Source organism: Bowmanella yangjiangensis, from assembly GCF_018531185.1.
Lineage (GTDB): Bacteria > Pseudomonadota > Gammaproteobacteria > Enterobacterales > Alteromonadaceae > Bowmanella > Bowmanella yangjiangensis.
The window spans coordinates 162,903-183,351 of the sequence record NZ_JAHDJU010000001.1; the positions used below are offsets into that span (position 1 = coordinate 162,903).

The window sequence follows — 20,449 nt, forward strand, 5'->3', positions numbered from 1 at the left end:
GACTTTGGTGCTGAATCTTGCCAATAAACAGGTTGCGGTTGTGGGACTGGGTCTTACCGGCCAGTCCTGCGTGCGTTTCCTGCTTGATAAAGGCGCGAATGTCAGTGCGTTTGATAGTCGTGAATCATTGAATTTGTCGTTACCTGCAGAAGTTCAGGTTAAGTTGGGCCCTTTTGACGCCGACAGTTTTTGTCAGGCACAGCTTATCCTGCTGAGTCCGGGGTTAGCCTTGGCCGAGCCTGCTATCCAGGCAGCCTTAAAGGCCGGCGTTGAAGTGATTGGCGATATTGAACTGTTCGCTCGTTTTAATCACAAACCTGTGGTGGCGATTACCGGTTCAAATGGCAAAAGTACCGTGACCTCGCTGGCCACAGATATGCTCAATGCCAGCGGTGTGAACGCCAAGATGGGCGGCAATATCGGCACGCCAGTACTTGAGCTGCTGGATACTGACTATGAGGTGGCGGTGCTGGAGCTGTCCAGCTTTCAACTTGAAACCACTCATAGTTTGGCGCCTGTGGCGGCCACCGTGTTGAATATCAGTGCGGACCATTTGGATCGCTACACTGGTATGCAAGCCTATCAGCAAGCCAAGCTAAGTATTTATCAGGGCGCTGATCTTTGTGTTTACAGCCGCGAAGATAAGTTAACTGTCCCAAATGTGGGTGGCAAAGCCATGAGTTTCGGTCTGGATAACACCGACTATGGGATGGGCTTTGACGCCGACAGTGGTTGGATACGTTATCAAGGGCAACCGCTGGTGGAGCTGGCGGAGTGCAGCCTGGTTGGACAACATAATGTATTGAATATTCAGGCGTCCGCGGCATTAGCGCTGGCTGCCGGTGCCACTATCGAAGGTATTCGCCAGGCTTGCCGAGAGTTTAAGAATTTGCCTCATCGCTGCGAACTGGTGCGTGTACACCGGGGAGTGCGCTGGGTAGATGATTCCAAAGGCACCAATATCGGTGCCACACTTGCTGCCATCGAAGGTCTGCGCGACCAGGTGAAGGGAAAGTTGGTACTGATCGCAGGCGGTGATGGTAAAGGAGCGGATTTCAACGAGTTACTACCGGCTTTAGGTAAGGTTGATAAGCTGATTTGTCTGGGTAAAGACGGCGCAGCAATAGCGGCACTGAAACAAGACTCAAGTCTGGTTGCAAGCTTGGAAGAGGCCGTGAGCCTGGCCGATGGCTGGACGCAAAGTGGGGATATGGTGTTGTTGTCCCCCGCTTGTGCCAGTCTGGATATGTTTAAGAATTATCATCATCGTGGTCAGGTGTTTGCCACCGCAGTGGAGGCATTGCTATGAATGTATCGCCATCACTGATGGGGCAAAATCTGCAGCGTTTGTTCCAGCTTCGCCATGACGTTCGAGGCATGCGTCCTTATGATTTGGGTTTGTTGCTGATCGCTTTAGCACTGATGTCGGTGGGCATGATTGTCGTCACATCCGCTTCTATGCCTGCGGCGGCGCGTATATATGATAACCCCTTCCATTTTGCCATTCGTCATGGCGTTTACATGATTATCGCGCTAACCGCTGCCTTAGTTACCATGCAATTACCCATGCGCTGGTGGCGTACCTACAATGGTTGGTTGTTATTGCTGGCCATTGTGTTGTTGCTGGCGGTATTGGTGGCCGGACGCAATGTGAACGGCAGTACCCGCTGGTTGGCTCTTGGACCTATTACCGTACAGGCAGCAGAGCCCGCCAAGCTGTTCTTCTTCTGTTATCTGGCTGGCTATTTGGTACGCCGCTATGAAGAAGTGACCGAAAACCTTAAGGGCTTTATCAAACCCCTGGGGGTGCTGTTTATCATTGCTTTGTTGCTGTTGATGCAACCGGATTTGGGCACTGTGGTGGTGATGTTCGCGACTACTATCGGCTTATTATTCCTGGCAGGAGCCAAGCTTTGGCAGTTTTTCGGTTTGCTGCTAAGCGGATTGTGCGCTGTTGTCGCACTGATTTTGTTTGAGGAATATCGCTTAAGGCGGATCACCGCGTTTTTAGACCCCTGGGCAGATCCTTTCGGTAGTGGTTACCAGTTAACCCAATCGCTAATGGCGTATGGACGGGGAGATATTTTTGGTCAGGGCTTAGGTAACAGCCTGCAAAAGCTAGAATACCTGCCCGAAGCCCATACTGATTTCATCGCCGCTATCTTAGCCGAAGAACTGGGATTTGTCGGGGTCTGTGCTGTGCTGGCGCTGCTGCTGATGCTGGTGCTCAAAGCGCTGCGTCTGGGTAACCTGGCGCTTCAGCAAGGTCGTCCCTTTGAAGGCTATCTGGCCCATGCAATTGGTATCTGGTTTAGCTTTCAGACCGCGGTTAATGTGGGGGCCAGTGCTGGCATTCTGCCCACTAAAGGATTGACCCTGCCGCTGGTCAGTTACGGCGGTAACAGCTTGATTTTAATGAGCATGGCGGTAGCCCTGCTGATGCGTATTGATTTTGAGTTACGCATGGACGGCGTTCAGGCCCTGAGTGACCGAAAACGGAGTAAGAGTCAATGAGTGGCCGGATTATGATTATGGCCGGCGGCACCGGTGGACATGTGTTCCCTGGTCTAGCTGTGGCTGACCACCTAAAAGCCGAAGGTTGGCAGGTGCATTGGCTGGGGACCGCGGAAAAAATGGAAGCCAAAGTGGTGCCAGCTGCCGGTTACCCCATTAGTTATTTGAGTATCAGTGGTGTGCGTGGCAATGGCTTGGTGCGGTTGCTTAAGGCACCGTTCAAAATTGCTCAGGCAATATGGCAGGCCAGAAAGGCAATAAAACAGTTTAAACCCGATGTGGTACTGGGCATGGGTGGTTTTGCTAGTGGTCCGGGCGGCGTGGCGGCGTGGTTAAGTGGTGTTCCATTACTGATCCATGAGCAAAATGCGGTGCCGGGTATGACCAATAAAATGCTCAGCCGTTTAGCCAAAAAAGTAATGACGGGTTTTGACCATACCTTTCCTGCCGGAACGGCCAGATTAGCTTGGGTGGGCAATCCGGTGCGAACCACTATTCAGCCGGCCTCACAAAAAAGCAGTGGTGACAGGCTGCATGTACTGGTGGTGGGCGGTAGTTTGGGGGCTAAGGCCTTAAACGAACAATTACCTGCTCAGTTTGCTGGTATAGAAGGAATTGAAATTCGTCACCAGTGTGGAAGCGGCAGAGAAGCCGAGGCCTTAGCGGCATACCAGCAGCATATGGGACAGCAAGCTAACTGGCAGGTACAGGAATTTATTCAGGATATGGGCCAGGCCTATGCCTGGGCCGATTTAGTCATTTGTCGGGCTGGCGCACTTACGGTGTCTGAAATTGCTACCCGCGGTGTGGCGGCGATTTTTGTGCCTTTGCCTTATGCGGTAGATGATCACCAAAGTCGCAATGCCGAAGTGCTGACAAAAGTGGGGGCGGCCTGGTCGGTACCCCAGAGTCAATTGGCTGATCTGGATTTTAAACAACGATTAACGCAATTAGTGGCAAACCCTTCGCAACTGGCAGATATGGGACAAAAAGCCCTGAGTCAGGCGAAGCCGCAAGCCACGGCTAATGTAGCCGAATTTTGCAAAGAACTAGCGGAGCAAAGGGCATGAGTAGTACTGCCAATTATACGGTTCCGGAAATGCGCCGTATTAAACGCATTCATTTTATCGGCATAGGTGGTGCCGGTATGGGCGGTATTGCCGAAGTATTGCTGAACGAAGGTTATCAGATTTCGGGGTCTGACCTGGCTGCGAATGCCATGACCGGCCGACTTGAGGGGTTGGGGGCCACCGTATTTATTGGCCATCAGGCCAGCAATATTCAGGGCGTGGATGTGGTGGTGGTATCCAGTGCCATTGATACCCAGAACCCGGAAATCAAGCTGGCCCGGGAAAAACGTATTCCAGTTATTCGCCGTGCTGAAATGCTCGCCGAGTTAATGCGTTTTCGACATGGTGTGGCCGTGGCCGGTACCCATGGTAAAACCACTACTACCAGTCTGATATCTACTATTTTCGCCCATGGCGGCCAGGATCCAACTTTTGTTATTGGCGGTTTGCTCAACAGTGCCGGTACCAACGCCCGTTTAGGCAGTAGCCGATACCTTATTGCTGAAGCGGATGAAAGTGACGCGTCCTTCCTGCACCTGCAACCTATGGTGTCGGTGGTAACAAATATCGAAGCAGATCATATGGATACCTACCAGGGTGACTTCCAAAAAATGGAAGACACCTACCTGGATTTCCTGCACAACCTGCCGTTTTATGGTCTGGCAGTCATGTGCGGCGATGACCCGGTGATCCGTAAGTTGCTGCCTCGTGTTGGTCGCCAGTACCTGACTTACGGCTTTGGCGAGGGGATGGATTACCGTGCAGTTAATCTGACTCAGGGTTTTAACCACAGTTGCTTTACCGTGGAACGCAAAAATGGTGATTCCTTTGAGGTAAAACTGGGATTACCCGGCAGGCACAATGTATTGAATGCTTTGGCTGCTATCGCTGTGGCTCTGGAAGAAGGCATAGATCAGCACAAAGTAGTAGAAGCGCTAGCCTCCTTTGCCGGAATCGGTCGCCGGTTTGAATGCCTGGGTGAGTTTGACACAGGTAATGGCAATGTGGTGTTGGTAGACGACTACGGTCATCACCCTACCGAAGTGGAAGCCACCATTGCCACGGCGCGCAGCAATTGGCCAGACAAACGATTGGTGATGGCTTATCAGCCACATCGTTATTCGCGTACCCGTGATCTTTACGAAGACTTCGTCCGTGTACTGTCACAAGTAGATGTGTTGCTGTTGCTGGAAGTCTACTCAGCCGGTGAAGCGCCCATTGAAGGTGTTGACAGCAAAGCCCTGTGCCGCTCTATTCGTCAGCGTGGTCAGATTGAGCCGGTGTATGTTAGTCGCCCTGAAGAGTTGCCAGCCATACTGGCACCGTTGCTGCAAAATGATGATTTATTAATGACCCAGGGTGCCGGGAATATCGGCAAATTGGCCAAAGACCTGCAAAAAATGCAATTGAATATTGCCGAGATGAGCAAGGAGATTGGGGCATGAGCGTCGAGCGTTTCGGTAAAGTCGCGGTGTTGTTCGGCGGAACCTCAGCAGAGCGGGAGGTATCGCTGAAATCTGGACAGGCTGTATTGGACGCTTTGTTGGGGGCTGGTGTTGATGCCCATGCCTTTGATCCTGCCAATGCCGAGCTTACCGAACTGGTTGCTGCAAAGTTTCAACGTGTGCTGATTATGTTGCATGGCCGTGGTGGTGAGGATGGTACCTTGCAAGGTGCCTTGCAGCAGTTGGGTATTCCCTTCACGGGCTCTGGTGTATTGGGTTCTGCATTGTGTATGGATAAGGTCCGCAGTAAGTGGATCTGGCAGGCTCTGGGGCTACCTACGGCAGAATACCAAGTAGTTGATAAATCCAGCTTTAATGCGGATCTTTGCGGCGATATACTATCGCGCTTGGGAGGCATAGTGATGGTCAAGCCGGCCAATGAAGGTTCGAGCATCGGCATGGCTAAGGTAAGTACAGCGGCTGAGTTACAGGAGGCTGTGACTCAGGCGTTTCAGTTTGACCATCAGGTATTGCTGGAAAGATTTATCACAGGCCAGGAATTTACCGTCAGTTTACTGGGCGATAAAACGCTACCATCCATTCGGATGCAAACCCCCCGCACTTTCTATGACTATGAGGCAAAGTATCAGTCCGACACGACTCAGTACTTCTGTCCTAGTGGTTTAGACGGTCAAAGTGAGACGCAATTGGGTAAGCTGGCCCGCCAGGCCTTTGCTGCGCTCGATGGCAGTGGGTGGGGGCGTGTGGATTTTATGCAGGATAAGGATGGCCAATTTTATCTGCTGGAGGCTAACACAGTACCTGGTATGACCCAGAAAAGCTTGGTGCCTATGGCGGCTAAGCAAGCAGGTATGAGCTTTACCGAATTGGCGTTGGAAGTCCTGGCGACCTCGGAGGTCCGCCGGTGAATGAATTGCAAGTTCTACCAGAGCCGGCCCGAGGGCCACAACTGTGGTGGGGCTTGCTGTTTTTGGTTTTGGTACTTAGCGGCCTGGTGTACGGCGCTTACAGCATTAATGCCTGGCTGGATGATGAGCAACAGTTACCGGTAAGGGATATCCGGGTATCAGGTGACTTGAAGTATCTGGTTAAAGCCGACGTAGAGCAGGCAATTAGGGGAAACCAACCAGGCAGTTTTTTTGAGTTGGACATTCAGCGTGCTTTAAAGGATATCGAAGCGCTGCCATGGGTATATCGGGCGTCTATTCGTAAGGAATGGCCTAACAATCTGCATGTTCATGTGGTTGAACAGCAGGCTGCGGCAAGCTGGAACGGTGATATGTTGCTGAATACCCAGGGGGGAACCTTCAGTGCTGTGTCGCCAGATGGCATTACGCTGCCCAGATTGTTCGGACCTGAAGGCAGCGAGCAGACTGCTTTGCAAGGATACAGGGCGATGCAGGCACTGTTGTTACGCTCAGGTGTGCAGGTTGAAGAGCTGGTCTTGAGTGAACGCTTTGCCTGGAATCTGCGCCTGAATAACGGCTTGCGGCTAAATCTGGGACGCGACGAGTTTATCGATAGATTACAGCGGTTTGTGGATATTTATCCGTTACTGCAAAAAGATGAGCGACAGCCTGAGTATGTCGATTTGCGCTATGACACAGGCTTGGCGGTAGGGTGGAAAAGCACTGATGTGCAAAATCCCGGTTAGTCAGGGTACGCATGCACTGTGATTTAACAAGTAAAAGCCAGTCATTGGCAAGAATGACAGATTTATAAACAGATAAAACAGCGGACAGCATAGTGAGAATGAACATGCCGGTGGCAAAGGTAACAGATCGGAATTTGATTGTAGGTCTGGATATAGGTACCAGTACTGTTAAAGCAGTCGTTGGCGAAGTGCTAGACGACGGCGGCATCAGTATCGTTGGTGTGGGTACCCATATGGCCAGAGGCATGGACAAGGGTGGCGTGAACGATTTGAACCTGGTTGTGCAGTCCGTGCAAAGTGCCATTAATGAAATGGAGCTGATGGCGGATTGCCGTGTTTCCTCTGTATATATGGCGATTTCTGGAAGACATGTGCAATGTCAGAACGAGAGCGGCATGGTGCCGATCAACAATAAAGAAGTCACCCAGGAAGATGTGGATAACGTCATCCACGCTGCGCGTAGCGTGCCTATTGCCGCTGAACGCCGTCTGCTGCATGTCTTGCCGCAGGAATTTACTATTGATGTGCAGGAGGGGATTAAAAACCCAGTGGGCATGTCGGGCGTTCGTATGGAAGCCGAAGCGCATATCATCACCTGCGCAGATGACATGGCCAAAAACCTGGTTAAGTGTGTGGAGCGATGCGGGCTGAGTTCTGACCAATTGATTTTTTCCGCATTGGCGTCCAGCTATGCCGTCGTGACTGAAGACGAGAAAGAACTTGGGGTCTGCGTGGTGGATATCGGTGGCGGCACTATCGATATCGTTATTTACACCGATGGCGCAATTCGCCATACCGCCGTGATCCCGGTGGCTGGAAACCAGATTACCAGTGATATCGCCAAAATTTTCCGTACCCCTATCAGTCATGCGGAAGAAATAAAGATTAATTATGCCTGTGCTCTGAAAAACATGGTCAGCATGGAAGAAAGCATAGAAGTGCCAAGTGTCGGGGGCCGCCCTTCAAGAGCGATGTCCAGACATACCCTGGCAGAGGTGATAGAGCCCAGATATCAGGAACTTTTTGAATTGGTTCATGATCAGATTCGTTCCAGTGGGCTGGAAGAGCAGATTGCTGCAGGAATAGTGTTAACTGGCGGTACCGCAAAAATGGAAGGTGCCGTGGAGTTTGCCGAAGAGTTATTCCAGATGCCGGTCAGAGTGGGAAGACCGTTAAATGTAAAAGGATTGTCGGAGTACGTTGAGGATTCAACCTTTGCCACTGTCGTAGGGCTGTTGCAATACGCCAAAGACCATATGCGAGCCAAGCAACTGGCTAAGCAGAAGTCAGCAGAAGGTATTTGGCAAAGGATTCAAAGCTGGTTCAAGGGCGAGTTTTAAGAAAGATAGAAATAATGTCTAGCGGGGTGCGGTTAACGCCAAGGACCGCACGTTGTTAAACAAAAAACCGGAGAGAAAACATGTTTGAGTTAATGGATAGCCACGGCGATGAAGCCGTAATCAAAGTCATCGGTGTTGGTGGTGGTGGTGGTAACGCCGTCGATCACATGGTTTCGCACAATATTGAAGGTGTGGAGTTCATCGCCGTTAATACTGACGCTCAGGTACTGCGTAGTTCCAAAGCCAATGTCACCCTACAGATTGGTTCTGGTGTTACCAAAGGCTTGGGGGCGGGTGCCAATCCTATGGTTGGTCGTCAGGCTGCCGAGGAAGATGGTGAGACCATCCGTCAAAGTCTGGAAGGCGCTGACATGGTGTTCATCACTGCAGGTATGGGTGGTGGTACAGGTACCGGCGCTGCACCTGAGGTGGCACGTATTGCCAAAGAAATGGGCATTCTGACCGTAGCTGTTGTGACAAAGCCTTTCCCTTTCGAAGGGCGTAAGCGTATTGAATATGCAGATCAAGGGATCCAGGAGCTGTCCAAGTATGTGGATTCATTGATCACTATTCCCAACGAAAAGCTGCTGAAAGTCATGGGGCGCGGTACACCACTGTTAAAAGCATTCAGTGCCGCTAACGATGTACTGCGTGGCGCGGTTCAGGGGATTGCCGAGTTAATTACCCGCCCAGGTCTTATCAACGTCGACTTTGCGGACGTACGCACCGTAATGTCTGAAATGGGTAAAGCCATGATGGGTAGTGGTACAGCAACGGGCGAAGATCGTGCAGAAGAAGCGGCCGAAGCGGCAATCGCCAGCCCTTTGTTGGAAGATATCGATCTGTCTGGTGCACGCGGTATTTTGGTCAACATTACTGCAGGTCCTGACTTTGCTATCGATGAGTTCGAGACTGTGGGTAATGCTGTGAAAGCCTTCGCATCAGAAAATGCTACTGTGGTAGTGGGAACTGTTATCGACATGGAGATGTCTGACGAACTGCGCGTTACCGTGGTTGCTACGGGTATTGGCGCTGACCGCAAGCCAGAAATTTCGCTGGTCAGCAACCGTCAGCAAAGTGCAAATAATCGCTATATGCCTGAACCTAATGATTTTAAATTGAGTCCGGCAGAAGGGACTGGTGAGAGAGTCACCACCATGCGTGAACCTGCGCGAGCGCACAATGTAGAAGAGAAACCCGAGTCTAATAACGACCTGGAATATTTAGATATACCAGCGTTTTTGCGTAAGCAAGCGGACTAGCAATAGCAGAAAGGGTAGTCATAAAACTGTCATTTGTGGCAAGAAGTCTTTGCATTTCTTGGTCTTGCCTACACTTGATGTTTTGACAATTGGTGGTCTAACCACTAAAATGCCGGCCCTTTTGAGTTTTGGTTAATTGTTGAGCTAAGGCGAGATGATCAAACAACGTACCCTTAAACAGTCAGTGCAGGTGACAGGAATTGGTCTGCACAAAGGTGATAAGGTCACTATGACTCTCCGGCCCGCGCCTGTGAACACGGGGATCCTGTTCCGTCGCGTAGACCTAGAGCCTTATGTGGACATTCCATCCCGTGCTGATGCAGTCGGGGATACGATGCTCTGTACTTGTCTTAGCAATCAGGATGGCGCCAGCATTTCTACCGTAGAGCATTTAGCCTCTGCGCTTGCTGGTCTTGGTATTGACAACATTATTGTTGAAGTCGATGCCAATGAATTGCCAATTATGGATGGTAGTGCGAGCCCCTTTATTTTCCTGCTGCAATCAGCAGGAATAGAGGAGCAAGGCGCAGCGAAGAAATTCATCCGTGTAACCAAAACGGTTCGTGTCGAAGATGGCGATAAATGGGCAGAACTTCGCCCTTATGATGGTTTTCGTGTGGACTTTCGCATTGATTTCGAACACCCGGTCATCAGTCAGACTCGTCAACATTTGGTGATGGACTTTGATACGGCGTCTTATATTGACGAAGTCAGCCGGGCCAGAACCTTTGGCTTTATGAAAGATCTCGAGTACATGCACGCCCACAACTTGGCGTTGGGTGGCAGCATGGAAAATGCCGTAGCGTTGGACGAGTATCGCGTGCTTAACCACGAAGGACTGCGCTACGAAGACGAGTTCCTCAAGCATAAAATTCTGGATGCTATTGGTGACCTGTATTTAGGCGGACACAGCATTATTGGTGAGCTTTGCGCATACAAAACCGGGCACGGATTGAACAACAAACTATTGAATAAGTTGTTGGCCATGAAGGATTGCTGGGAATTTGTCAGCTACGAATCGGAAGAAAAAATGCCTATCCGATTCGGTGCGCCATTGTTGGCGAACTAGCCATTTGTAGATAGAAAAATGCCGCAACTGCGGCATTTTTGTTTTTAGCCCCTTGGCTGTTGATACCAGTGAGATGACTAACTGGCTTGTTCAATGCATAGGACTAAGTTGAAAACGAAAAAATTGACGTTTGATGGATTATTCCTGGTTATGGTTCTGAATTCGTCTATTAGCTTTTTTTTAACCTTGAGTCGGTTTAGAATCGGTCGACGCCGCAGTGAGTAAGAGATCCGATGAGTTTAACCCTAGTAGTCAGAAGCAAAAAGGTGCGCTTTCGATATAACCTATCGAAGCGGCAGTTGGGTGCCGCTTTGGCGGTCACACTTGGGCTGACCCTGATTGCTGGTCGCTCTACTCAGGATCCTGCCGAAGCGCAGGCCCGGGTTGCGTATACGCAAACCGGGTTAATAAAACAAAAAGAAGAAGTTGAACTTCTCAAGGAAACCACCCAGCAGCAACTGACTGGTATGTTGATGAAGCTGGGCGAAGTGCAAGGGCAATTACATCGTCTGAATGCGCTGGGCGAGCGCCTGGCGAACGAGTCGGGCCTTAACAGCGAAGAATTTAACTTCTCAGAACTACCTGCTGTCGGTGGCCCTGCTCAGGACCTGGTGGAAACTCAAGTGCAGGCCGCCAGTGATGTAATGTTTCAAATTGATCAAATGCTGGCGCAACTAGACGGTAAAGCCAAGCAACTTCAAGCCCTTGAATCTATCTTGCTTAATCACCATATTGAAGCTCAGAGCTATCTTGCTGGTCGACCGATTAACAGTGGTTGGTTGTCTTCCTACTACGGCGTACGTAAAGATCCGTTCTCCGGAATGCCCGCCATGCATAAAGGATTAGACTTCGCTGGTCAGGAAGGTGATGAAGTGGTGGCAACAGGGGCCGGGTTAGTAACCTGGGCCGGTGAACGCTATGGCTACGGTAATCTGGTCGAAATTGAACATGGTAACGGGTTGGTAACTCGTTATGGGCATAACAAAGACCTGGAAGTGAAAGTCGGTGATGTGGTGACCAAAGGGCAAACTATTGCCATTATGGGCAGTACAGGACGCTCTACCGGCGCTCATGTGCATTATGAAGTGATGCAACATGGCAGACAGATAGACCCATTGCCCTTTGTCTATCGTAAGTCTCAGGGATAACCCTGACGATACCGGAGTAGGCCTGACTTACTCTTATAGGATTTTCCTGATCCTCATAAGCTGCAATCGGCAGAGGGTGATACAGCCCGAGGCCGATTGTTTTGTTTGGAATTAGATTAAAAGAATTGGAAGCCGTTGAAGCATGTTTTCAAGTATCCTCACGAAAATTTTTGGTAGCCGAAACGAACGCACGCTGAAGAAACTGGGCAAGGTCGTTGAGCAGATTAACCAGTTGGAAGCCGAATATGAAGGCCTCAGCGATGAGCAGTTAAAGCACAAGACCAGTGAGTTCAAAGAGCGGCTGGAAAAGGGCGAGACCACTAACGATATTCTGCCTGAGGCATTCGCCGTAGTCCGGGAAGCCAGTAAGCGCGTATTTGGTATGCGTCATTTTGACGTGCAGATGATTGGCGGTATGGTGCTGCAGGAAGGCCAGATTGCCGAAATGCGTACCGGGGAAGGTAAAACGCTGACAGGTACCTTGAGTTCTTACCTGAATGCAGTAACAGGCAAAGGCGTACATGTTATTACCGTCAACGACTACCTGGCTCGCCGGGATGCGGACTGGAGCCGCCCCTTATTTGAATTCCTGGGGCTGACCGTTGGTTGTAACGTGCCCGGCATGAGCCACGATCAAAAGCGTGACGCTTACGCCGCTGATATTACTTACGGCACCAATAACGAGTTTGGTTTTGACTATTTGCGTGACAATATGGCTTTCCGCCCGGAAGACCGTGTGCAGCGCCCATTACATTATGCTGTAGTGGATGAAGTTGACTCTATCCTGATTGACGAAGCCCGTACCCCGCTGATTATCTCTGGCCAGGCCGAAGACAGTTCAGAGATGTATAAGCGTATCAATGCCATTATTCCTGAACTAAAGCTGCAGGAAAAAGAAGATGAAGAAGGCCAGGAAGGCGACGGCGACTTCACTATTGATGAGAAGGCAAAGCAAATCCACCTTACCGAACGTGGTCAGGTAAGGATCGAAGAAATCATGCATAAATATGAGCTGCTACCCGAGGGTGAGTCCCTGTATGCAGCCGGCAATATTTCCCTGATGCATCACGTCAATGCCGCACTTCGTGCGCACAAACTGTTCCATCGTGACGTAGATTACATCGTCAAGGATGGGGAAATTGTCATTGTTGATGAGCACACGGGCCGTACGATGGAAGGTCGTCGTTGGTCTGAAGGTCTACACCAAGCCGTGGAAGCCAAAGAAGGCGTGCGTATTCAACACGAGAACCAAACGCTGGCCTCTATTACTTTCCAGAATTACTTCCGCTTGTATGACAAGCTGGCGGGTATGACAGGTACCGCTGATACAGAAGCGGCTGAATTCCAGCAAATCTACGGTTTGGATACTGTGGTTATCCCCACTAACAAGCCGATGATTCGTGATGACCGTGCGGATTTGATTTACCTGACAGCGGAAGAAAAGTACGAAGCTATTATTGCTGACATTAAAGAGAACGTAGAAAAAGGCCGCCCGGTTCTGGTTGGTACTGTGTCTATCGAAAACTCTGAATTGCTGTCAAATGTACTGAAAAAGGGCAAGATCCCGCACAAGGTACTGAATGCCAAGTTCCACGCTCAGGAAGCCGATATTATTGCCCAGGCAGGGCGGCCCGGTGCGGTAACTATTGCCACAAACATGGCGGGTCGGGGTACCGATATCGTGCTTGGCGGTAACTGGCAGGCGGAGCTGGATAAGATTAACGATCCTAAACCTGGCACGGTTGAAAAAATTAAAGCCGAGTGGCAGGAACATCATGACAAAGTGATAGCTGCCGGTGGCTTGCATATTATCGGTACAGAACGTCACGAATCCCGACGTATCGACAACCAGTTGCGTGGTCGTGCTGGTCGTCAGGGCGACCCAGGCTCATCACGATTCTACTTGTCGCTGGAAGATTCGCTGATGCGTATTTTCGCCTCAGAGCGCATGGCTAATATGATGAAACGCCTGGGTATGGAGCGTGGGGAGGCCATCGAGCACCCATGGGTGACCAAAGCTATTGAGAACGCGCAGCGTAAGGTTGAACAGCGTAACTTCGACATACGTAAGCAATTGCTTGAGTATGATGATGTAGCCAATGACCAGCGTAAAGTTATCTATGAACAGCGCAACAGCCTGCTGGACGAAGGCGACATCAGCGGCACCATTGAAGCTATTCGTCATGATGTAGTGGAAGAAACCATCAGTCAGTTCATTCCGCCTCAATCACTGGCTGAAATGTGGGATGTTTCCGGTCTGGAAGAGCGCATTAAGGCCGATTATCTAATCGATCTGCCGATTCAGACCTGGCTGGATGAAGACGACAAGTTGTTTGAAGAAACCTTGCGAGAAAGGATTCACGAGCATGTGAACGCTGCCTATAAAGCCAAGGAAGAAATGGTTGGTGCACCTGTACTGCGTCAGTTTGAAAAAGCCATTATGTTGCAAAGCCTGGACAGTCACTGGAAAGAGCATTTGGCTGCGATGGATCATCTGCGTCAAGGCATTCATTTGCGCGGTTATGCGCAAAAGAACCCTAAACAGGAATATAAGCGCGAGTCTTTCGAGCTGTTTGCCCAAATGTTGGATAATCTGAAAGCCGAAGTGGTTAACGTTCTGAGTAAAGTACAGGTGCGTGCTGAATCCGACGTTGAAGCGGTGGAAGAACAGCGTCGTCGCGAAGAAGAAGCGATGCGTCTGCGTATGAAAGCGCAGCATGAGTCAGTGTCTCAAACCCAGGTCGAAGAGCGCGAAGGACCTAAGGTTGGTCGTAATGATCCTTGCCCTTGTGGTTCAGGTAAAAAGTACAAGCAATGCCACGGCAAGCTGTCATAGGCTTGCAAGCTTAAGCATCTGAAAATGTTAACAAGGCCGGGATATCCCGGCCTTTATATTTGGAGAATACAAGCATGAAAGTGGTTCATGTGGCAGTGGGCGTGATCCTGCGCCGGCAACAGGTTTTTATCACTCTGCGGGACGCAAGCTTACATCAGGGCGGAAAATGGGAATTCCCTGGTGGCAAGGTGGAAGCGGGGGAAACTGTTACTCAGGCTCTGATTAGGGAGCTTCAGGAAGAAGTGGATATTCAGGTGAATACCTCCCAGCCATTTATGCTGGTTGAGCATGATTATGGTGACAAACAGGTGAAGCTGGATATCCATTTGGTCATGGACTTCATTGGTGAACCTCACGGACGTGAGGGGCAACAAGGAAGGTGGGTAGCGTTGCAGAGCCTGCCTGACTATGGCTTTCCCGAAGCTAACAAAGCAATCGTTGAAAAGTTGCTAAGTGAGCCGCGTTTTTCACTGTGATTATTGCTTAAAAAACGCATCTTCCTGTTGGGCCAGCATGGCTTCGATATCTTCAATATCGGGTAACTGAGTTTCGGCGTCTTTACTGGCGCCGCAGGGGATAGTTTTTTGTTCTTCAGCCCATTCCCCCAAATCAATCAGCTGACAGCGTTTGGAACAGAAAGGGCGGTGTGGGCTTTGTGGCCCCCATTCTAGTTGGGTTTGGCAGGTTGGGCAGGTAACTTTCATTTCTGGTTTGGCCTAAACATCCGGCAATAAGCGGATTGTAGCACAAAGTCAGATTCCCATTAGATTCCATAGATTGGAATAGATTTGTATGTGCAGCGCTCAGGATGACATCTTGCGTAGTGCTATCAGAATGCTAACTAAGTGTTGATTAACAACACGCGAGCTTAAATTGCACCATGGTTTCCATGGCGACCTGGCCAGCTTCTTCCGGATTAAACATCATAAAGCGGATGGCATAGCGGTACTTATTACCACTTAATGTGGGGAAGTAACCCTGATCTGTACGGCAGTATACGCGGATAACTTCATTTTTATCGTCAGCGACACCCTGATAGAAGCCTTTCTCTGCATCTATGGTTTCGAAGCGCCCACGCTCACGTAGAAAAGCCAGTGTCATATCAATAGCGTTTTGCATTAAAGCAAACTCTTTAAACCAACCTTTGATGGTTTGCTGTTTAACGCTGGCATCCTGACGTAACCAATAATGCAAATTGGGTAAATCGAAACTGCAGGTACCGCCTGGAATGCTGAAGCGCTGGCGAATAGACATCAGAAATTTTTCATCCCGCAGGGCTGAACCGAACTTGCGGGCATTTTTCAACTCATCGCGAAGGGCTACGACTTTTTGTTGGGCTTGCTTTAACGCGTCCAGGTCGATGTTGGGATGTTGTGCCCAATAATTAAGATTGCGCTCGTGCAACTCGATGTCTTTGATTAGGTCAGTACGAACATCGACACGTTCGGCTAGATCAAGCAAAGTGAATAGCGATTCGATAAAGCGTACGTATTGCCAATCCTCATTGGCATTAATACTTTGACCAAGTTGTTTGAATAACTGCTCAAGGCGCAAATAGGTGCGCACCTTTTCATTGAGCGGAAATTCATACACGGCCTGGTTCATTGCTTTACCTCGTAGTTTTGCTTTGCTCTTGCCTCAAAATTTCACCATGAAATTCATGGGCTGAGCATAATACTAGCACTACAACGCAAATGCTGATTTATTTCAAGCTTTTAGACTATTGGCCAGAGTCAGGTACCGCTGATGTAGCTTATTTACCTGTGGGATTAATGCCTCTATCGGGCCACTATTGTCGATAACGTCATCGGCAGCATCCAAACGTTGTTGGCGGCTCGCCTGGGAAGCCAGAATGGCTTCCGCTTGCGCTTTGCTAACCAGATCCCGGGCGACGACTCTGCTGCATTGTATGGACTCTTTGACATCCACAACCAGAATTCTGTCCACAAGCTTGTGCAATTGGTTTTCAACCAGCAAAGGAATGGCCAGAATGCAGTAAGGGCTTTGGGCTTGACGGCTACGAGTCTGCATTAACTGGCGAATTAATGGATGCAGTAAGTTATTCAGCCAGGACTTTTCTTGCGGGTTGGCAAATATGCGCTCCCGCAGGGCCCGGCGGTCAAGTTGACCATCGTTTTGTAGTATGGAGGCACCAAAATGCTCGGTGATCTCTTTAAGTGCTGGGGTGCCTGGCTCGACCACTTCACGAGCTAGTACATCCGCGTCAATAATATCTATACCTAAGCTGGCAAACATATCAGACACTTTAGTCTTACCGCTGCCAATACCGCCTGTCAGTCCGATGACCAAAGGACGATGAGCAGTCACGATAAGATCCAGCCCCAATAATACTCGGCTACCGGCTCACCGTATAAAAAGGTTAGCCAGCCAGCGATGGCGAGGTAGGGGCCAAAAGGTATCGCCTGGCCTTTGTCTTTCCCTTGAATGCTCAGCATCAGCACGCCGATAATGGCACCCACCAAAGAAGAAGCGAGTATAACCATAGGGAGATATTGCCAGCCAAGCCAGGCTCCTAGGGCTGCCAGCAGTTTGAAGTCCCCATAACCCATACCTTCTTTGCCGGTCAGCAGTTTGAAACCCCAATACACTGACCATAAACTCAGGTAACCGGCAATAGCGCCAATAATAGCGTCGGCGGGGGATACGAATAGCGACTGGGTACTGGCCAGTAGTCCAACCCAAAGCAGTGCCAGGGTTAACTGGTCTGGCAACAGCATTTTATCCAGGTCAATGAAGGTCATGGCGACCAATAGCCAAGTGAACACTAACGCTGCCAAAAGTGGCCAGCCAAATCCAAGATGCCAGGCCATCCAGCCAGATAGCAATCCGGTTAATAGTTCGACCAAAGGGTAACGCGCTGAAATTGGCGTTTTACATTGGCTACATTTACCCCCAAGTGCAAGCCAACTGATAAGGGGAATGTTTTCCCAAGCGCGAATCTTATGCCCGCATTTGGGGCATTGCGAGTCAGGTTTGACTAAATTATATGGCGCAAGCGCCTCCGCTTGCTCTGGATGAAAGTAGCTTTGATATTCTTGTTTCCATCCTCGCTCCATCATAATGGGCAGACGATGAATAACAACATTCAGAAAACTACCCACCATCAAACCGATTAGCAGCACGAAGATAGTCAAAAAAGTTGGGGAACTTTGCAGTAAAAGAACAATATCAGGCATGGGACTCTTATAATTATTGGCTAATTATCCGTTGTCAGAAAACTGGGAAAACCCCTTATTTCCGACAGCCAGAAAAGTCTGTTGTCTTAATGATGTGAAGTCAACAGACTTTTCTTTGCTAAGGCAAGGTGTTAAACCACGTTACCCATCTGGAAGATTGGCAGGTACATTGCCACGATCAGACCACCGATAACCACACCTAGTACTGCCATAATCATCGGCTCCAGCAGGCTGGTTAGGCCGTCCACCATATCGTCGACTTCCCGCTCATAGATAGTAGCGATTTTGCCGAGCATCTCGTCTACGGCACCGGATTCTTCACCAATGGCAATCATCTGTGTGACCATATCTGGGAATACGTTAGTGGCACGCATTGATGTATGCATCGGCATACCGCCAGCGACCTCTTTACGGATATACAAAATGGCATCACGGAATACTGCATTACCTGAAGCGCCTGCTGCAGATTCCAAAGCGCCAATTAATGGAACGCCGGCAGCAAAGGTGGTCGATAGCGTGCGGGTAAAACGGGCGATGGAGGCTTTTTTTAGAATTTCGCCAATAACTGGAATTTTTAGGATCTTTTTATCCAACGAGTCGCGCAAATCTTTGGATTTTTTGTACGCTCTGCCGAATAGTACTGCTGCAACAAATACCGCCCCAGCTATATATAAACCGTAGTCCTGAACAAATCTGGATATGCCTAAAACAAATTGGGTAAAAGCTGGCAGCTCGGCACCAAAGCTGGAAAAAATCTCTTCAAACTGCGGAACTACAAAGACCAATAAAATAGTGGTGACGATAAAAGCCACTACCACTACGGCGATAGGGTAGAACATGGCTTTTTTAATTTTTGATTTTAGTGCCTCGGCTTTTTCTTTATACGTAGCAATGCGGTCGTAGATGGTTTCCAGTGCACCGGATTGTTCACCGGTTTCGACCAAATCACAGTATAGATCTTCAAATTGCTCGGGATGTTTGCGCAAGGCTTTTGATAGCGGGTTACCAGCTTTAACTTCATTACCCACTTCGGTTAGCATTTTCCGCATACTGGCCTTGGCATGGCCCTGGGCAATCATATCTATGGTTTGAATCAGGGTAACGCCCGCTGCTAGCATGGTAGCAATTTGACGAGATACTACACAGATATCGGCAGCATTTATCTTGTCACCGCCGCCGAACAGTGGCTTGGCAAACTTCTTAACCTTGGTAGCCGAAATACCTTGTCTTCGGAGCAGATTTCGAGCTTCATTGATGGACTTTGCGCTTATCTCACCTTTGATCTGCTGCCCTTTGCGGTTTTTCCCTTGCCAAACAAAGACATCTAGGGACTGTTCTTTTGCCATATTTAGTACCCGATTTTTAGACAAAAAAGCCCAGTTAACCTGGGCTTTTTTAATAAACTATGCAGTTTTAATGATTAGCACAAGCCGCCAGCGTTTGTACAATCCTCAGTCCAAATCACTTGTCCGTTAGCCAATGAGGCGTTAAGGACATAAACCTGACCGTTCAGACCACCAGTTGCAACAGCTGTTGCAGTTAAGGTACCAGTAGTTGCACTTGCTGGGGCCCAAGTCATGCTGGCCAGAAGACCCTGAGGGGCAGTAATGTTAGCTGGTACGCCATTAGATGATGGTGCACATAACGTCAGATCGCCTTCGGTCTGAGCACATACTTCGATAGCTGACTTAAATCCAGAAGTTGCCAATGTTACTTCTGAGAAGCGTGCTTTTTGTGTATAGGTTTGATAAGCAGGCAGAGCGATTGCAGCCAGGATACCGATAATGGCTACAACGATCATCAATTCAATCAGGGTGAAACCCTTTTGGTTAGTTTGCTGTACTTTCATGGTTTATCTCCAATGCATTCCCGGAATGCTTTACGTTGCTGACTAAACAAGTAAGCCATTCACAGAAATCTGCAAGCTGGCTTGTTTTCCGATATCCAGTATAGGCAGGTTTGATATGTGGACAAGTATAGGCATTAATACTCAAGTGTGGAACTTGGCGCACTTGTCTGCTTCCTCATCCTGCTTATTTGGATTCAGTGACTAACCGCAATGACAGGTCGATAGCCTGTACGTTTTTTGTCAAAGCCCCGCTGGATATATAATCCACGCCGGTTTCAGCTAATTCGGCAAGACGCTCAATAGTGATGTTTCCCGATACTTCCAGCTTGGCTAGTCCTTGGTTAATCTGCACGGACTTGCGTATAGATTCAAGATCGAAGTTATCCAGCATAATAATATCTGCCCTTGCATCCAGCGCTTGTTGAAGCTCTTCGAGGTTTTCAACTTCCACCTCCACGGGCTTATCCGGGTGTTGCTGGCGAGCTGCGTCGACGGCCTTTTTGATAGAGCCGCAAGCCAGAATATGATTTTCTTTAATAAGGAAAGCATCGAATAAACCGATGCGATGGTTTTTGCCGTCACCACAAGTAACCGCATACTTTTGTGCTGCTCGTAAACCCGGTAGCGTTTTTCTGGTATCAAGAATTCGAGTTTGGGTATGCTTTAAAACCTCGGCGTACTGGGTTACCTGAGTAGCGGTGGCAGATAACGTTTGCAGAAAGTTTAGTGCGCTTCGCTCTCCGGTCAGGATGGCTCTGGCGGGACCTTTCAGTTCAAAAAGACAGGTATTGGCATTAACTTTATCGCCATCTTTAACATGCCAGGTCAGTTGCACCTCGTCACCCAACTGACGGAATACTTCGTCTACCCAAGGCCTGCCTGCCACTGTACAGGGTTCACGACAGATTACCCGGCCTACAGCCTGTTGCTCTGCAGGAATCAGACTGGCAGTGATATCACCTTGCTCTGGAGCTTGGTAAGCCAGGTCTTCATTAAGTGCAGCCTTCACGTTACGGGTGATTTCTTGTTCGAGATTCAACATGT

Annotated in this window: 19 protein-coding genes; 12 read left to right on the plus strand and 7 right to left on the minus strand. The window is 49.4% G+C overall.

Annotated features, from left to right (window positions below; all coding sequences use genetic code 11):
* Positions 1-4: 4 nt before the first annotated feature.
* The 12 genes from murD (at position 5) to mutT (ending at position 14,835) form a co-directional block, all read left to right on the plus strand.
* Positions 5-1,309, plus strand: a complete 1,305-nt coding sequence (murD, locus tag KJY73_RS00805) for a UDP-N-acetylmuramoyl-L-alanine--D-glutamate ligase (RefSeq protein WP_214339308.1) — start codon at positions 5-7, stop codon at positions 1,307-1,309.
* A gap of 17 nt (positions 1,310-1,326) precedes the next feature.
* A complete protein-coding gene (ftsW, locus tag KJY73_RS00810; RefSeq protein WP_206592511.1) occupies positions 1,327-2,514 on the plus strand; it encodes a cell division protein FtsW in 1,188 nt (395 codons plus the stop codon).
* Positions 2,511-3,584 carry an undecaprenyldiphospho-muramoylpentapeptide beta-N-acetylglucosaminyltransferase gene (gene murG, locus KJY73_RS00815; RefSeq protein WP_214339310.1) on the plus strand — a complete coding sequence of 358 codons (1,074 nt, stop codon included), beginning with the start codon at positions 2,511-2,513 and terminating at the stop codon, positions 3,582-3,584. Before ftsW ends, murG begins: the two co-directional genes overlap by 4 nt.
* The gene (gene murC, locus KJY73_RS00820) at positions 3,581-5,029 is read left to right on the plus strand and encodes a UDP-N-acetylmuramate--L-alanine ligase (RefSeq protein WP_214339312.1); all 1,449 of its coding nucleotides are present in this window, start codon (positions 3,581-3,583) and stop codon (positions 5,027-5,029) included. Before murG ends, murC begins: the two co-directional genes overlap by 4 nt.
* Positions 5,026-5,958, plus strand: a complete 933-nt coding sequence (locus tag KJY73_RS00825; RefSeq protein WP_214339314.1) for a D-alanine--D-alanine ligase — start codon at positions 5,026-5,028, stop codon at positions 5,956-5,958. The genes murC and KJY73_RS00825 overlap by 4 nt, the downstream gene beginning before the upstream one ends.
* Complete coding sequence (locus tag KJY73_RS00830) at positions 5,955-6,704, plus strand: cell division protein FtsQ/DivIB (RefSeq protein WP_214339316.1); 750 nt, start codon at positions 5,955-5,957, stop codon at positions 6,702-6,704. Before KJY73_RS00825 ends, KJY73_RS00830 begins: the two co-directional genes overlap by 4 nt.
* Positions 6,705-6,808: 104 nt before the next feature.
* Positions 6,809-8,044, plus strand: coding sequence for a cell division protein FtsA (gene ftsA / locus KJY73_RS00835; RefSeq protein ID WP_232848359.1), 1,236 nt, complete (start codon positions 6,809-6,811; stop codon positions 8,042-8,044).
* An 80-nt stretch (positions 8,045-8,124) separates the two neighbouring features.
* Complete coding sequence (gene ftsZ / locus KJY73_RS00840) at positions 8,125-9,306, plus strand: cell division protein FtsZ (protein ID WP_214339318.1); 1,182 nt, start codon at positions 8,125-8,127, stop codon at positions 9,304-9,306.
* Positions 9,307-9,460: 154 nt separating this feature from the next.
* The gene (gene lpxC / locus KJY73_RS00845; protein WP_206592083.1) at positions 9,461-10,375 is read left to right on the plus strand and encodes a UDP-3-O-acyl-N-acetylglucosamine deacetylase; all 915 of its coding nucleotides are present in this window, start codon (positions 9,461-9,463) and stop codon (positions 10,373-10,375) included.
* A gap of 233 nt (positions 10,376-10,608) precedes the next feature.
* Complete coding sequence (locus KJY73_RS00850) at positions 10,609-11,523, plus strand: M23 family metallopeptidase (RefSeq protein WP_214339320.1); 915 nt, start codon at positions 10,609-10,611, stop codon at positions 11,521-11,523.
* Between the two features lie 142 nt (positions 11,524-11,665).
* Positions 11,666-14,359, plus strand: coding sequence for a preprotein translocase subunit SecA (secA, locus tag KJY73_RS00855; protein ID WP_214339322.1), 2,694 nt, complete (start codon positions 11,666-11,668; stop codon positions 14,357-14,359).
* A 74-nt stretch (positions 14,360-14,433) separates the two neighbouring features.
* Positions 14,434-14,835, plus strand: coding sequence for an 8-oxo-dGTP diphosphatase MutT (mutT, locus tag KJY73_RS00860; RefSeq protein ID WP_214339324.1), 402 nt, complete (start codon positions 14,434-14,436; stop codon positions 14,833-14,835).
* Here the strand turns inward: mutT and yacG are convergent, their stop codons facing one another.
* From yacG to nadC, 7 genes are all read right to left on the minus strand, one after another.
* Positions 14,836-15,063 (minus strand): DNA gyrase inhibitor YacG, encoded by a 228-nt coding sequence (yacG, locus tag KJY73_RS00865; RefSeq protein ID WP_206592087.1) that lies wholly within the window; start codon positions 15,061-15,063, stop codon positions 14,836-14,838.
* Positions 15,064-15,211: 148 nt separating this feature from the next.
* A complete protein-coding gene (gene zapD, locus KJY73_RS00870; RefSeq protein ID WP_214339326.1) occupies positions 15,212-15,964 on the minus strand; it encodes a cell division protein ZapD in 753 nt (250 codons plus the stop codon).
* 102 nt (positions 15,965-16,066) lie between these two features.
* Positions 16,067-16,687 carry a dephospho-CoA kinase gene (gene coaE, locus KJY73_RS00875; RefSeq protein WP_214339335.1) on the minus strand — a complete coding sequence of 207 codons (621 nt, stop codon included), beginning with the start codon at positions 16,685-16,687 and terminating at the stop codon, positions 16,067-16,069.
* Positions 16,684-17,556 carry a prepilin peptidase gene (locus KJY73_RS00880; protein WP_214339337.1) on the minus strand — a complete coding sequence of 291 codons (873 nt, stop codon included), beginning with the start codon at positions 17,554-17,556 and terminating at the stop codon, positions 16,684-16,686. The genes coaE and KJY73_RS00880 overlap by 4 nt, the downstream gene beginning before the upstream one ends.
* A gap of 131 nt (positions 17,557-17,687) precedes the next feature.
* Positions 17,688-18,902, minus strand: coding sequence for a type II secretion system F family protein (locus tag KJY73_RS00885; RefSeq protein ID WP_214339339.1), 1,215 nt, complete (start codon positions 18,900-18,902; stop codon positions 17,688-17,690).
* Between the two features lie 74 nt (positions 18,903-18,976).
* A complete protein-coding gene (locus KJY73_RS00890; RefSeq protein WP_214339341.1) occupies positions 18,977-19,405 on the minus strand; it encodes a pilin in 429 nt (142 codons plus the stop codon).
* A 184-nt stretch (positions 19,406-19,589) separates the two neighbouring features.
* Complete coding sequence (nadC, locus tag KJY73_RS00895; protein WP_214339343.1) at positions 19,590-20,447, minus strand: carboxylating nicotinate-nucleotide diphosphorylase; 858 nt, start codon at positions 20,445-20,447, stop codon at positions 19,590-19,592.
* Positions 20,448-20,449 lie beyond the last annotated feature (2 nt).

Excerpts from the sequence above, each read along its gene's own strand:
- ftsW (WP_206592511.1), top strand. The coding sequence starts at position 1,327 with ATGGGGCAAAATCTGCAGCGTTTGTTCCAGCTTCGCCATGACGTTCGA.
- murG (WP_214339310.1), top strand. The coding sequence starts at position 2,511 with ATGAGTGGCCGGATTATGATTATGGCCGGCGGCACCGGTGGACATGTG.
- murC (WP_214339312.1), top strand. The coding sequence starts at position 3,581 with ATGAGTAGTACTGCCAATTATACGGTTCCGGAAATGCGCCGTATTAAA.
- KJY73_RS00825 (WP_214339314.1), top strand. The coding sequence starts at position 5,026 with ATGAGCGTCGAGCGTTTCGGTAAAGTCGCGGTGTTGTTCGGCGGAACC.
- ftsA (WP_232848359.1), top strand. The coding sequence starts at position 6,809 with ATGCCGGTGGCAAAGGTAACAGATCGGAATTTGATTGTAGGTCTGGAT.
- ftsZ (WP_214339318.1), top strand. The coding sequence starts at position 8,125 with ATGTTTGAGTTAATGGATAGCCACGGCGATGAAGCCGTAATCAAAGTC.
- lpxC (WP_206592083.1), top strand. The coding sequence starts at position 9,461 with ATGATCAAACAACGTACCCTTAAACAGTCAGTGCAGGTGACAGGAATT.
- KJY73_RS00850 (WP_214339320.1), top strand. The coding sequence starts at position 10,609 with ATGAGTTTAACCCTAGTAGTCAGAAGCAAAAAGGTGCGCTTTCGATAT.
- secA (WP_214339322.1), top strand. The coding sequence starts at position 11,666 with ATGTTTTCAAGTATCCTCACGAAAATTTTTGGTAGCCGAAACGAACGC.
- mutT (WP_214339324.1), top strand. The coding sequence starts at position 14,434 with ATGAAAGTGGTTCATGTGGCAGTGGGCGTGATCCTGCGCCGGCAACAG.
- yacG (WP_206592087.1), bottom strand. The coding sequence starts at position 15,063 with ATGAAAGTTACCTGCCCAACCTGCCAAACCCAACTAGAATGGGGGCCA.
- zapD (WP_214339326.1), bottom strand. The coding sequence starts at position 15,964 with ATGAACCAGGCCGTGTATGAATTTCCGCTCAATGAAAAGGTGCGCACC.
- KJY73_RS00880 (WP_214339337.1), bottom strand. The coding sequence starts at position 17,556 with ATGCCTGATATTGTTCTTTTACTGCAAAGTTCCCCAACTTTTTTGACT.
- KJY73_RS00885 (WP_214339339.1), bottom strand. The coding sequence starts at position 18,902 with ATGGCAAAAGAACAGTCCCTAGATGTCTTTGTTTGGCAAGGGAAAAAC.
- KJY73_RS00890 (WP_214339341.1), bottom strand. The coding sequence starts at position 19,405 with ATGAAAGTACAGCAAACTAACCAAAAGGGTTTCACCCTGATTGAATTG.
- nadC (WP_214339343.1), bottom strand. The coding sequence starts at position 20,447 with ATGTTGAATCTCGAACAAGAAATCACCCGTAACGTGAAGGCTGCACTT.